The organism is Pantoea sp. VS1 (assembly GCF_002207995.1).
In the GTDB taxonomy this organism is placed as follows: Bacteria; Pseudomonadota; Gammaproteobacteria; order Enterobacterales; family Enterobacteriaceae; genus Pantoea; species Pantoea dispersa.
In genome coordinates this window covers 20,034-33,343 of the sequence record NZ_NHZE01000042.1, presented here as the reverse complement: position 1 = coordinate 33,343, position 13,310 = coordinate 20,034, and the positions used below count along the sequence as shown (strand labels likewise).

Annotated in this window: 10 protein-coding genes; 2 read left to right on the top strand and 8 right to left on the bottom strand. The window is 59.5% G+C overall.

Features of this window, described 5'->3' with window-relative positions; translation table 11 throughout:
• Positions 1-125 precede the first annotated feature (125 nt).
• The gene (locus CBW22_RS15970; RefSeq protein WP_088517170.1) at positions 126-2,060 is read right to left on the bottom strand and encodes an exoribonuclease II; all 1,935 of its coding nucleotides are present in this window, start codon (positions 2,058-2,060) and stop codon (positions 126-128) included.
• 126 nt (positions 2,061-2,186) lie between these two features.
• Positions 2,187-4,496 carry an FdhF/YdeP family oxidoreductase gene (locus tag CBW22_RS15965; RefSeq protein ID WP_058771283.1) on the bottom strand — a complete coding sequence of 770 codons (2,310 nt, stop codon included), beginning with the start codon at positions 4,494-4,496 and terminating at the stop codon, positions 2,187-2,189.
• Between the two features lie 247 nt (positions 4,497-4,743).
• Between CBW22_RS15965 and CBW22_RS15960 the strand changes: the two genes are divergently transcribed.
• Positions 4,744-6,333, top strand: coding sequence for a PTS transporter subunit EIIC (locus tag CBW22_RS15960; protein ID WP_088517169.1), 1,590 nt, complete (start codon positions 4,744-4,746; stop codon positions 6,331-6,333).
• 188 nt (positions 6,334-6,521) lie between these two features.
• Positions 6,522-7,418: a LysR family transcriptional regulator gene (locus CBW22_RS15955; protein WP_058758655.1), complete on the top strand. Its 897-nt coding sequence runs from the start codon at positions 6,522-6,524 to the stop codon at positions 7,416-7,418.
• Here the strand turns inward: CBW22_RS15955 and CBW22_RS15950 are convergent.
• The 6 genes from CBW22_RS15950 to sapB form a co-directional block, all read right to left on the bottom strand.
• Positions 7,415-8,545, bottom strand: a complete 1,131-nt coding sequence (locus CBW22_RS15950; RefSeq protein WP_088517168.1) for a CMD domain-containing protein — start codon at positions 8,543-8,545, stop codon at positions 7,415-7,417. The genes CBW22_RS15955 and CBW22_RS15950 overlap by 4 nt on opposite strands.
• 194 nt (positions 8,546-8,739) lie before the next feature.
• Positions 8,740-9,528, bottom strand: coding sequence for an enoyl-ACP reductase FabI (gene fabI / locus CBW22_RS15945; protein WP_021505963.1), 789 nt, complete (start codon positions 9,526-9,528; stop codon positions 8,740-8,742).
• A gap of 141 nt (positions 9,529-9,669) precedes the next feature.
• Positions 9,670-10,473 (bottom strand): putrescine export ABC transporter ATP-binding protein SapF, encoded by an 804-nt coding sequence (sapF, locus tag CBW22_RS15940; RefSeq protein WP_058758607.1) that lies wholly within the window; start codon positions 10,471-10,473, stop codon positions 9,670-9,672.
• On the bottom strand, positions 10,473-11,468 hold the full coding sequence (gene sapD / locus CBW22_RS15935) for a putrescine export ABC transporter ATP-binding protein SapD (RefSeq protein WP_021505966.1): 996 nt from the start codon (positions 11,466-11,468) through the stop codon (positions 10,473-10,475). The genes sapF and sapD overlap by 1 nt, the downstream gene beginning before the upstream one ends.
• Positions 11,468-12,358, bottom strand: coding sequence for a putrescine export ABC transporter permease SapC (gene sapC / locus CBW22_RS15930; RefSeq protein ID WP_021505967.1), 891 nt, complete (start codon positions 12,356-12,358; stop codon positions 11,468-11,470). Before sapC ends, sapD begins: the two co-directional genes overlap by 1 nt.
• Entirely contained in the window at positions 12,345-13,310 is a 966-nt protein-coding gene (gene sapB, locus CBW22_RS15925) for a putrescine export ABC transporter permease SapB (protein WP_021505968.1), read from the bottom strand. The genes sapC and sapB overlap by 14 nt, the downstream gene beginning before the upstream one ends.

Genomic DNA, 13,310 nt, shown 5'->3' with positions numbered 1-13,310 from the left:
ATGTAATGAATTGTTAACGACAGGGAATCGAATCAGAAGTGTGAAGCGGGAAACAAATTTAACAACTGTTCAGGCAGGCGGGGAAAAATGCGGGATAACGGCTGTTATCCCGCACGATTTCATGCTCAGGCGGCCGGACGGGCCACCACGCTGCGTGTTTCCATGCGCACTTCGGCGATGGTCACATCAATCACATCGGTCACGCGGTAGGCCACTTCACCTTTGATCTGCACGGTGCCGCTCTCCTGCGAGCACACCAGTTCGTCACGCACGGCGTGAATGAACGGGGCAGGGATAAAGGCGACCGCACCGTTCTCCAGCAGGCGCACGCGCATACCGCCGCGCGAAACGTCGATGATCTCCGCGCTGAATTTGCGGTCAGTGCCGGCAAACGGCGCGAGGAAGCGTGCGTACAGCCAGTCACCGACATCGCGCTCGGCCATGCGGTTGAGACGGCGACGCTCACTCATGATCAGGGTCACGTCATCCTGTGGCCGCGCAATGCTTTCGCCGCGCACAATAGCCTTCAGCAGACGATGGTTGATCATGTCGCCGAATTTACGAATCGGAGACGTCCAGGTCGCGTAGGCGTCGAGGCCGAGGCCAAAATGCGGGCCCGGTTCGGTGCTGATTTCGGCGAAACTCTGGAAACGACGAATGCGGCTGTCGAGATACTGGGTTGGCTGCGCATCAAGCTGACGACGCAGCTGACGGAAGCCTTCCAGCGTGGTAATGGCCTGCGGATCAACCGTGATACCGTGACCAGCCAGCACGCCAGCCGCCTGTTCCGCGTTCGCCTGGTCGAAACCGGTGTGCAGGTTGTAGATACCGAAGCCAAGCTTCTCCTGCAGCACTTTAGCGGCGCAGACGTTAGCGAGGATCATCGCTTCTTCCACGATGCGGTTAGCGATGCGGCGCGGTTCCGCAATAATATCCAGCACTTCGCCTTTCTCACCGAGCACGAAGCGGTAGTCAGGGCGATCTTTAAACACCAGCGCGTGCGTCTGGCGCCACTCGCCGCGCGCCAGGCACAGGCGATGCAGCAGGCGAATCTGCTGCGCGATGGTGTCATTTTCCGGCTGCCAGCTGCCGCTGTTCTCCAGCCAGTCCGACACTTCGTCGTACACCAGCTTGGCTTTGGATTCGATCCACGCGGCAAAGAAGTGGGCATCGTCAGCCAGGCTGCCATCCGGCAGTACAGTGACGCGACACACCAGCGCCGGACGCCTGACGTTAGGGCGCAGCGAGCAGACATCATCTGACAGTTCGCGCGGCAGCATCGGGATGTTAAAGCCCGGCAGATAGTTGGTGAAGGCGCGTCTGGAGGCCAGCTGGTCAAGTTCGCTGCCGGCGGCAACGTAAGCGGTCGGGTCGGCAATGGCGATGGTCAGCGCCAGCTTACCTTCTGCCAGCTCTTCAACATACAGCGCATCGTCCATATCTTCGGTGCTGGCGCTGTCGATGGTGACAAAGTTCAGCGCGGTGAGATCTTCACGCTGCAACTGTTCGTCCAGCATCTCGCCAAAGCCCACTTCCGGCGCTTCGCGCTCCAGATTGTGGCGCGACAGCGTGACCCACCACGGCGCAAGGTGATCGTCCGCGGTGACAACAAATTCGGTCAGTTCGGCATAGAAACCGCGATCGCCTTTCAGCGGATGGCGGCGCATCTCTGCCACGGCCCAGTCACCGTTCTGGAAATCGTGGGTCAGGCCACGCACCGCACGGCACTGAATCGCGTCTTTCAGCAGCGGATGATCCGGCACGATAGACAGGCGGTCATCTTTTTTCTGCACGCGGCCGACAAAGCGCGTCAGGAACGGCTCAATCAGGGTTTCCGGCTCCGCGCTCTCGCGGTCTTTATCAGTGTGGATCACGGCGGAAATGCGGTCGCCGTGCATCACTTTCTTCATCTGCGGAGGGGGAATGAAGTAGCTTTTCTGAGCGTCAACTTCGAGGAAGCCAAAGCCTTTTTCCGTGCCTTTCACAACACCTTCGGCGCGCGGGGTCTGCGCGTGAAGCTTCTCTTTCAGCTGCGCGAGCAGCGGGTTATCCTGGAACATAATATATTTAGTTTCGTGGCCTAAGAGCGGTGGACAGTTTTACGCGAATCAGGTCCGCGCGGCAAGGCTAAAACAGGCGAAAAAGCCGCTTTACGCGGCTTTTTACTTTCTGGTAACGCACAGAACTCAGGCGATACGCTGGGTGGGCGCGGCGGCGGTCAGCGCCAGCTTCACCGGTACCGATTTGGAGGTGGGCGTGCCGCTGCCGTCACCGTAGCTGGAGAGCGGTACCAGCGGATTGGTCTCCGGATAGTAGGCGGCGAGGTTACCGCGCGGAATATTATACGGCACCAGCTTAAAGCCGCTGACGCGACGCGTCAGACCGTCATTCCACAGGGTTTCAATATCAACAAGCTGCCCTTCGCTGAAACCAAGGGACGCCATATCGTCCGGATGGATAAACACCACTTCACGCTGACCGTATACGCCGCGATAGCGGTCATCCAGGCCATAAATGGTGGTGTTGTACTGGTCATGCGAGCGCAGCGTCTGCAACGTGAACGGCACTTCAACGTCATTGCCCAGCTGCGGGAACAGCGAGGTCGGCAGTGCCGCCGCGCTGAATTCTGCCTGACGCGATGGCGTATTGAAGCGCAGTTCTGCGGCAGCGTTACCGAGGTAAAAGCCGCCGGGAATATCACACTGACGGTTAAAATCAGCGAAGCCGGGGATGGTCGCCGCAATGTGATCGCGAATGACGTTGTAGTCAGCGGCCATGCCAAGCCAGTCGATGTGGTCGCTGCCCAGCGTCGCGTGCGCGATACCGGCCACAATGGCTGTTTCCGAACGCTGCGTTTCCGCCAGCGGAATGCCGACACCTTCAGAGGCATGCACCATGCTGAACGAATCTTCCACGGTGATGAACTGGTTGCCGCTGGCCTGGCGATCGCGCTCGGTACGGCCCAGCGTCGGCAGAATCAGGCCTTCGTGACCCGGTACCAGATGGCTGCGGTTCAGCTTGGTGCTGATGTGTACCGTCAGACCACAATGCTGCAGCGCTTCTTCGGTAACCGGTGAGTCCGGCGCCGCCGCGGCGAGGTTACCGCCCAGCGCAATCAGCACTTTGACTTCATCACGCAGCATGGCGTTGAGCGCTTCAACCGTGTTATGACCGTGTTCGCGCGGCGGTTCAAAAGCAAAATGTGCGCCCAGTGCATCGAGGAACGCTTTCGACGGTTTCTCGTCGATGCCCATGGTGCGGTTGCCCTGCACGTTACTGTGGCCGCGCACCGGACACAGACCCGCGCCTTGTTTGCCGAGCTGGCCAAACAGCAGCTGCAGGTTAACGATTTCCCGTACCGTATCGACCGAGTGTTTGTGCTGAGTAATGCCCATCGCCCAGGTGATGATCACCCGTTCGGCGCTCTGGTAAATGGCGGCGGCTTCGCGAATCTGCGCTTCGCTCAGGCCCGACTGCTGCACAATCTGTTCCCAGCGGGTCTCATCGACGGCCGCCAGATACTGCTCAACGCCCTGGGTGTTGGCGTCAATAAAGGCCTGATCGAATATGCCTTTTTCACCGGCGGCCAGCCGTTTACGCTGCTCTTCCAGTAGCGCTTTGACCATGCCGCGCACCGCCGCCATATCGCCGCCGAGGTTAGGCTGATAATAGGCGGAACTGATGTTGCCGGCCATCGACGTCACCACTTCCAGCGGCTTCTGCGGATCGGCAAAACGTTCCAGGCCGCGCTCACGCAGGGTATTGAAGGTCACGATTCTGGCGCCGTGATCGGCGGCGTGACGCAGGCTGTGCAGCATGCGCGGATGGTTGGTGCCGGGGTTCTGACCAAAGACAAAAATCGCATCAGCATGGTCGAAATCGTCCAGGCGAATGGTGCCTTTACCGACGCCAATGCTGCGTTTCAGTCCGGTGCCGCTGGCTTCGTGGCACATGTTGGAGCAGTCAGGGAAATTGTTGGTGCCCAGCACGCGACCAAACAGCTGGTACAGCCACGAGGCTTCATTGCTGGCGCGACCGGAAGTGTACAGCTCCAGCTGATCCGGATGATCCATCGCCTGCAAATGCTGCGCGATCAGCGCAAAGGCGTCATCCCAGCTAATCGGCTCATAGTGATCGGTCGCGCTGTTGTAGCGCATCGGGTGGGTCAGACGGCCCTGATACTCAAGGAAATAGTCGCTCTGCTGATACAGGGTGCTGACGCTGTGCTGGGCAAAAAATTCTGGCTCGACGACGCGGCGTGTCGCTTCCCAGGTCACGGCTTTCGCGCCGTTTTCACAGAAGCTGAAGGTGCTCTTGTTATCATCGCCCCAGGCACAGCCCGGGCAGTCAAAGCCGCGCGCTTTGTTCATGCGCATCAGGTTACGCATGTTTTTCAGGGCGGCTTTACTGTCAAGGACAAAACGGGTGGTGGCTTCCAGCGAGCCCCAGCCGCCCGCAGCGGCACGATAGGGCTGAATCTTACGTTTAAATTTCATGATAGTCGCAGGCTTATTGTTTATGAATTGTTATCAGAATATGACTTCTGTTGGTGAGAAGTGTGCGACTGACGGCAAAAGTTGTCTAATTGATTGACTTAATGGTGCGATAGTTAACGTTTATCGCGCGGCAGGGGTAAAAGCGTGATCGGCATCATAAATTATCCGCTGCCGCGCGCCGGCGGGTAAGTGTGCGGCCAAATAGTGGCTAATAATTGCTCTTTACGTTAGCAAAAGGGCGCGCTCCATGAAGCAACTTGCCAGTCAGGTTCACGCATTCGGCAAAGCCTTAATGATGCCGATCTCCGTCATTGCTGCCGCCGGTATCTTTCTCGGTCTGGCCGCCGCGTTGCAGAATCCGGCGATCACCGGTGAAGCATTCGCCAGTTTGCAGGTGCCGCAGTTGATCATCGGTTTTATTCGTAAAGTGGCGGGCGCGCTGTTTGCCAACCTGCCGGTATTTTTTGCCGTCGCCAGCGCAATTGGGCTGGCCAAAGCGGAGAAACCCACCGCCGCGTTTGCGGCAGTGATTGGCTATATCGCCATGAATGTGGGGATCAGCGCCACGCTGGCGGCGAAAGGGCTGACGGCGGCCACCACCACGCCCGAGGCGCTGCAGCAGGCGGGCATGGACCAGACCAGCGCCATGATGACGTCAGCCGAGTACATCGACATGCTCGGCATTTTTACCTACAACATGAGCGTGCTGGGCGGGGTGATTGCCGGCCTGCTCACTGTGATGTTGCACAACCGCTTCTATACCCAGCAGTTACCCACGGCGATCAGCTTTTTTGGCGGGCGTCGCTTTGTGCCCATCGTGACGGTGGTGGTGCTGCCGCTGACGGGCGTGCTGCTGGCGCTTATCTGGCCAACCATCGGCCAGGGCATTGCGTGGGTCGGCCAGATGATCGGTAAAAGCGGTCAGTACGGCGCCTTTTTGCTCGGCGCCTGCGAGCGCCTGCTAATCCCGACCGGCCTGCATCACATCCTCAATGAAACCGTGCGCTTTACGCCGATTGGCGGCATGGCGACGGTGGACGGCCAGACCATCGTCGGCGCGCTGAATATTTTCAACACCTCGCTGACCCATCCCGGCGCGATTCCGGACGACACCGTGCGTACCGCTACGCAGTTTCTCGCCCAGGGCAAAATCCCGGTGATGATGTTCGGTCTGCCCGCCGCCGCGCTGGCCATCTATCACACCGCCAAACCTGAACATAAACAGCGGGTCAAAGCGCTGGTGCTGGCCGGCGCGCTGACCTCGTTTACCACCGGCATCACAGAACCGCTGGAGTTCTGCTTCATCTTCGTCTCGCCGGTGTTGTACGTGATGCACGCGCTGCTGACCGGCCTGTCATTTATGCTGATGTCGATGCTGCACCTGATGATCGGTAACGTGCAGGGCGGCGCGATTGATCTGCTGGTGTTTGGCATTCTCGGCGGCAGCAAAACCCACTGGTGGTGGACGCTGGTGCTGGGCGCCATTTATGCGCCGGTTTATTACTGGGGCTTTCGCCTAGTGATTACCCGGATGCAGGTGGAAACGCCGGGGCGCGAATCCGAAGAGGAAGCCAAACCGCAGCAGGTGGCGGCGGATGAACGCACCCGCGTGATCATCAGCGGGCTGGGCGGAGAGGCCAATATAGAGGACGTCGATTGCTGCTTCACACGCCTGCGCGTGCGGGTCAAAGAGATGAAAGAAGTGGTGGATCAAACGCTGCTGTCGACCGGCGCTAACGGGGTTAATCGCGTCAGCGAGCACGATGTGCAGGTGATCTACGGGCCGCAGGTCGAGAAGATCGCTAACGAGGTGAAAACAGCACTCGGCGTCGCCTGATGCCAGGCGGTACCGTTAATCATGCGGGGCGCGGCCGGTGGCGACCCGCCGCGTCTCCGCGTATACATCACCCGCTATCCGCCTGATCAATCCGCCTGACAACGCAGAAATTTCTTCGCTGAGTGCGCGTTGAGGCGCGACGAGTTTTGCTACCATAACGCGATAAAAATTCGACGGTGGATAAGAAAATCGACATCAAGCAATTGATTTATTTGTGCAATCTGGAGCGCGAGCGCCATTTTGGCCGCGCGGCGGAGGCCAGCTTCGTCAGCCAGCCCACGCTCTCGATGCGGCTTAAAAACCTTGAGCGTGAGCTGGGGCTGTCGCTGATCAATCGCAGCAACAACTTTGACGGCTTCACGCCGGAAGGGGAACGCGTGCTGACGTGGGCGCGCGAAATTGTTTCGGTGTATCAGGGACTGAAGCTGGAAGTGGAGTCGCTCAAACACGGCGTCAACGGCACGCTGCGGCTGGGCGTGATGCCGCAGTGCAGCGTGGCGCTGCCGGCGTTACTGAAAGCGGTGGAAGCGCGCTATCCGCAGCTCGACTATCGCGTTTCCGCCATGAGCGCCGATCAACTGCTGGAAGCGCTTAACAGCCACACCGTGGACGGCGGTATCGGCTTTTTTGAGCTGACGTCACTGCGGGAACTGCATTTCCAGACCGCGCTGCTCAACGATCGCGGCGTCGAAGCCATTTTCCATCCTGATCACTTCCCGGCGCTGCTGCAGCATGAGCGGCTGTCGCTGCACACGCTGGCGAGCCAGCCGCTGTGTCTCGCCGAGCCCACGCGCTATTTCCGCCGCTATCTCGACGGACAGCTGCGTGAAACCGGCGTGCTGCCGCGGGTGATTGTGGAAAGCGCCTCGGTGATGCAGCTGATTCAGAGTGCGCAGGTGGGCCTGGGCGTCATGGTGTCGCCCTGCGGCCATCTGCTACCGGAAATGCTGCACCATCTGGCGCGCCGGCCGATTGATATCGCGCCGATGGGACGTCAGGCGGCGCTGGTGATTGCTGAGCCGGGCAGGGCGTCGCCGCTGTCACAGCACTTCTTTGACGAGGCACGACGCCACCTGGCGGATTAGCGCGCTTCGCCCAGCGCCATCAGCAGTCGATCCTGCCAGCTGGCAAATGCCACCGCTTGCATCAGCGTGAACAGGCGCTCGCTGCCCCAGCCCGCGTTTAACAGCGGCTGCAGATGGGCGGCACTGAAGCGCTCCGGCAGCCGGGTAAGCTGGGCGCTCAGCGCGATCACCTGCTGCGTCAGGCTGTCATCGCTGGCCTGATCCACATCGTGCAGCAGACGCGTGCTCCAGCCGTTCGCCAGCTGCGCGAACTGGCGTCGGCAGCCCAGTACGCGCGCGCTGACTGCCTGCGCCAGTTGTTCTTCTTCCCCACCATAAGCCTCAAGCCGCTGACGCAGCGTCGCCCAGCCATACAGCGCCTGGGCATCGTGCACCAGCAGCCAGACAGCGTCGTCGAGTCCGGCCATACCCTGACAAAAGGTCACCGCCGCCAGCTGGTCAGCGCTGGCATAGCGCAGCTCAACCGGCTTGATGGCATGCTGCCAGGCAGCAGCCTGACTGAACAGCGCCGCATCGGCGTCGGCGGGCGGCGTGACGCCAGGGATCCAGCGCACCGGCAGGCCCATCATCGCCTGAAGCGCGGCGACCACGCGCGCCTGGTAGCTGACGTAGCCTACTAGCTGGTTGAGCGTAACGATATCGGGTTCAGTCAGGCCTACCGCATCCAGCGCGCTGATGCTGCTGGCGGTAATCAGCTCAGGCTGCATCGCCAGCTGGCGCGCATACTGCGTGATTTGCGTCAGACGATTATTGCTTTCGCGCGAAGAATCCGGTCCCGGCAGCGGATTAAGCCGCGCCGAGTAGTGATTACATAGCCGCTGCACGCCAGCCACCTGCGCCACCGTGAGTGCGGTGCTGAGACGATCGTACAGCGTTAGCGTGTGGGTCAGCGAGGTGCTGACCACATCAGGCAGCAGGGTATGGCTCAGGTCGCGTGCCACCTGTAGCACTGGCTGAAAGCGCTGCAGCAACGGCTGCAGTGCACTGGCTTCCTGCTGCAGGCCGAGCAGAAAACGGTCATCAATATGAGCGGCTTCGGGAACCAGGGGAGCAGCAGCGGACGTATGCGGGCGAGTCTGGCTTTCATAAAACCAGTGGTCATGGCCGGGAGAACGGCGGTGTTCCATGGTCATTCCTTTCGCAAAAAACGGACTGAGTGCACAACGGGCAAATCTGAAAAGCACATCGCCACTCAAGGGCTAGCTTATCGTCGCTGAACGGCTGTCCACGGCAAAAGAATGATGGGGAATAATTAATAGCGTGTGGCTATAAGGCGGGGAGAGAAAAGAAAAAGGGCGAGCACCTGGCTCGCCCGCAGAACTTATTTCAGTTCCAGCTCGTTCATTGCGGCAATGCTGAAGCCGCCATCCACGTGCACCACTTCACCGGTGATACCACCCGCCAGGTCTGAGCACAGGAAGGCCGCAGAGTTACCTACGTCTTCGATGGTAACGGTACGACGAATCGGGGTTACCGCTTCGCAGTGTGCCAGCATCTTACGGAAATCTTTGATGCCTGATGCGGCCAGGGTACGGATTGGACCAGCAGACACGGCGTTAACACGCACGCCTTCCGGACCCATCGCGTTCGCCATGTAACGCACGTTGGCTTCCAGCGACGCTTTCGCCAGACCCATCACGTTGTAGTTCGGGATAGCGCGCTCTGCACCCAGGTAAGAGAGGGTCAGCAGTGCTGCGTTCGGGTTCAGCATCGCGCGGCACTCTTTGGCCATCGCCACAAAGCTGTAGGCGCTGATGTCGTGCGCGATTTTGAAGCCTTCACGGGTAACGGCGTTCACGTAGTCGCCATCCAGCTGGTCGCCCGGGGCGAAGCCGATGGAGTGAACAAAGCCGTCAAATTTCGGCCAGGTTTTTGCCAGTTCAGTGAACAGGGCAGTGATGCTCTCGTCTTCTGCCACATCGCACGGCAGAACAATGTCTGAACCCAGTTCTTTAGCGAACTCTTCCACGCGACCTTTCAGTTTGTCGTTCTGGTAGGTGAAAGCCAGTTCTGCGCCCTGTTTGTGCATCGCCTGCGCAATACCGTAGGCGATGGAAAGTTTACTGGCAACGCCAGTAATCAGAATGCGCTTACCGGAAAGAAAACCCATAGCTGTAATCCTTATGGTCATTGTTGTTGGCGGTCGCGATGATTAAAAATTGTGCGACCGACGTTAATCGACGTGCGGATTCTAGCACGTCTGTATCAAATGGGGTAAATCGCACCGCGTTTTCCGCTACGGCCGTAGCACTCAACGCTCGCGCCGCCACGCCTCGGCGGTTAACGCTTCGCCAAAATGGCTGGCAATCAGCCGTTTGGTTAAGTCGTGCAGCGGCGAGGCCAGCACGTCAGCGGTGCCACCGCGCTCCACCACTTCACCCTGATGCATCACCAGCACCTGATCGCTGATGTGCTTCATCATGCCAAGATGCTGAGTAACATAAATATAGGCGATGCCGTGTTTCTCCTGCAGCTCCAGCATCAGGTTCACCAGCTGCGAACGCATGGTCATATCCAGCGAGGCGAGGGCTTCATCGGCGACAATCACCTTCGGCTGCAGAATCAGCGCGCGCGCCAGCGCCAGACGCTGCTTCTGTCCGGGGGCCAGCATGTGCGGATAGTAGCCGGCGTGGTCGCGCAACAGCCCGACCTGACGCAGCGTGGCAATGATGCGCTTTTCGCGTGCTTCATCATCAAGATCGGTATTCAGCCGCAGCGGAAAATCGAGGATCTGGCTGACGCGCTGGCGCGGATTGAGCGACGTCGACGGATCCTGAAAAATCATGCGAATCCGCTGGCTGCGGTAGCCGTAATCGCCGTAGCTAAGCGGGTGATCGTCGATCAGCATCTCGCCTTCACTTGGCGCCACCATGCCGCTCAGCATCTTCGCCAGCGTGGATTTGCCCGAACCGTTCTCGCCGATAATGGCCAGCGTCTGCTTTTCGCGCAGGGTAAAACTGACGTTTTTCACCGCTTCAACATGCTGGCGCCGGAACAGCCCGGTGCGGTAGCGGTAGGTTTTGCTCAGGTTGCGCACTTCCAGCAGGGTTTCCATTATTGGCTCTCCATATTCAGCGGGAAGTGACAGGCATAAAGATGCGCTTTAGTGCCGCTCAGGCGCGGCGTTTCGATGCATTTACGCTGCGCGTAAGGGCAGCGCGGACCGAGACGGCAGCCAATCGGCAGGTGTTCCAGCGACGGTATCGCGCCGGACAGCGTATTCAGGCGGCTTTTATGCGGCAGCGCGCGGCCAAAGTCGGGCATGGCGCGGATCAGCGCCTGCGTATACGGATGGTGCGGCGTTTCCATCAGATCGTCACTCTGCGCGGTTTCCACCGTTTGTCCGCAGTACATCACGTTGATGCGGTCCGCCCACTGACTCATGGTGCGCAGGTCATGGCTGATCAGCAAAATCGTGGTGTTGTTATTCTGATTGAGGCGGCTCAGCAGACGGAAAATCTGCGCCTGCGTGGTGGGCTCCATGGCATTGGTCGGCTCATCAGCAATCAGCAGGCGCGGCTGATTAGCCAGCGCGATGGCGATCATCACCTTCTGACATTCGCCTTCGGTCAGTTCATACGGGAAGCTGCGCATGATGTCTTTGTGATCTTTAATGCCGACGCGGTGCAGCAGCTCAATGGCGCGCTCTTTGCGCCAGAACCACAGGCGCTGATACCAGCGGCCTTTAAAGGTCCAGCGTGGAATGGCCTGCATCAGCTGGCGGCCGACACTTTCAGAAGGATCGAGGCAGGATTGCGGCTCCTGAAAAATCATCGACACGTTATGGCCAACGATGCGCCGCCGTTCGCGCGGCGACAGGCGCAACAGATCGATATCATCGAACACCATGCGATCGGCGGTGACACGCCAGTTATCTTTGGTCACGCCGCAGATGGCTTTCGCCACCAGACTTTTCCCCGAGCCGGATTCGCCCACCAGGCCACGCACTTCGCCCTCGTTTAGCGTCAGATTGATGCGATCGACCGCTTTCACCGGACCTTCAGCGGTCATGAATTCTATGGTCAGATTTCGGATGTCCAGTAACGGCATTATTCCACTCCCGCAGCGACGGCGCGACGGATGCCATCGCCCAGCAGGTTAACAATCAATACGCTTACCATCAGCGCGGCACCCGGCAGCATCACCGTCCACGGCGCCACGTAAATCAGCTCCAGCGCGTCACCCAGCATCGCACCCCATTCGGGCGAGGGCAGCTGCGCGCCGAGGTCAAGAAAGCCGAGCGCGGCGATGTCGAGGATCGCCATCGACAGCGAGCGGGTAAATTCACTGACCAGCAGCGGCAGAACGTTTGGCAGCACCGCATTCCACAGAATATTCAGGTTGCGCGCGCCATCCAGCCGCAGCGCCACCACATACTCTTTTTCCATCTCGTCATGCACTGCCGTGTAGATTTCGCGCACCAGACGCGGGATCAGCGCCAGCAGTACCGCCAGCATCGCATGCTCCAGCCGCGGGCCAAGAAAGGCCACCACGATAATCGCCAGCAGCAGAGAGGGAATCGACAATAGCGTATCCAGCACGTGATTCATCACCGCCGAGCGCAAACCGTGGGTAATCCCCGCCAGCACGCCCAGCAGCAGCGCGCAGATTGCTGCCAGCACCGTAACCAGCAGCGCAGAGCCAACCGTCGGTGCCACGCCGCTCAGTAAACGGCTTAGCACATCGCGCCCGAGATCGTCAGTGCCGAGAAAGAAGGAGACATCGCCGTAGCGCGACCACGACGGGGGCAACAACTGATAGCCGAGAAACTGCTGGTCGATGCCGTAAGGGGACAGCAGCCCGCCGAACAGGCAGAGAAACAGCAGGATGCCGAAGCCGTACAGGCCAATCATGGCGCTGGTATCGCGATAAAAGCGCTGCCAGCTGAGGCGAAACGCACTCGGCAGCCGCTTCTCGGCGTAGATGTTATCTGAGGGCATACCACTCCTTGTGTTTCAGCGGATTGAGCGCCGCACCGATAATATCCGACAGTACGCTGACCAGAATCACCAGCCCGCCAACCACCATCACGCCCGCGGAGATCGCCGCGTAATCCTGCTGACGGATGGCGTTAATCAGCCAGCGCCCCAGTCCGGGCCAGTTGAACACCACTTCGGTGATCATCGCCAGCGTCAGCATGGTGGAGAATTGCAGGCCAAGACGCGGGATCACCGGCGGCAGTGCGTTGTGCAACACGTGACGACGTATCACGGTGAAGCGCGACAAGCCGCGCGTTGCCGCTGCCTTGACGTAATTTTTATCCATCACGTCGCTGGTGCTGTTGCGCAGCAGGCGAATCACTTCGGTAGTCGGTGCCACAGCCAGCACGATCACCGGCAGAATCAGGTGCGTCAGCGCGCTGACCAGCATCTCATGCCGCCACGGTGAAGGGCTAAGCCAGGCGTCAATCAGGGCAAAACCAGTAATGTTCTGCACCGGATAGAGCAGGTCGAAACGACCGGAAACCGGCAGCCAGCCCAGCGTCAGCGAAAACAGCAGGGTAAACAGCAGCGCCAGCCAGAACACCGGCATTGAGAAGCCGAGCAGCGCCAGCGCGCTGATGGCTTTATCCTGCCATTTATTGCGCATCACGCCGGCGCAGATGCCGAGCGGAATACCGACCAGCAGCGCCAGCATAAACGCCAGCACGCACAGTTCCAGCGTGGCGGGAAACACCTCGCGCAGCTGTATATCAATTGCCTGACCGTTGGTGCTGGAGACACCGAAATCAAACTGCAGCAGCCCTTTAAACCAGAACCACCAGGCATCGAACAGCGAGGCGCCTTCCAGCGGCGCGTTAGGCGTGAAATAGCTCAGGCTGAAACTCACCAGCGAGAGTAAGAACAGGGTGATGATCAGCAACAGCAGGCGACGCAACAGATAGATGATCAT

Coding starts and splice junctions, on each gene's coding strand:
- CBW22_RS15970 (WP_088517170.1), bottom strand. CDS start 2,060: ATGTTCCAGGATAACCCGCTGCTCGCGCAGCTGAAAGAGAAGCTTCAC.
- CBW22_RS15965 (WP_058771283.1), bottom strand. CDS start 4,496: ATGAAATTTAAACGTAAGATTCAGCCCTATCGTGCCGCTGCGGGCGGC.
- CBW22_RS15960 (WP_088517169.1), top strand. CDS start 4,744: ATGAAGCAACTTGCCAGTCAGGTTCACGCATTCGGCAAAGCCTTAATG.
- CBW22_RS15950 (WP_088517168.1), bottom strand. CDS start 8,545: ATGGAACACCGCCGTTCTCCCGGCCATGACCACTGGTTTTATGAAAGC.
- fabI (WP_021505963.1), bottom strand. CDS start 9,528: ATGGGTTTTCTTTCCGGTAAGCGCATTCTGATTACTGGCGTTGCCAGT.
- sapF (WP_058758607.1), bottom strand. CDS start 10,473: ATGGAAACCCTGCTGGAAGTGCGCAACCTGAGCAAAACCTACCGCTAC.
- sapD (WP_021505966.1), bottom strand. CDS start 11,468: ATGCCGTTACTGGACATCCGAAATCTGACCATAGAATTCATGACCGCT.
- sapC (WP_021505967.1), bottom strand. CDS start 12,358: ATGCCCTCAGATAACATCTACGCCGAGAAGCGGCTGCCGAGTGCGTTT.
- sapB (WP_021505968.1), bottom strand. CDS start 13,310: ATGATCATCTATCTGTTGCGTCGCCTGCTGTTGCTGATCATCACCCTG.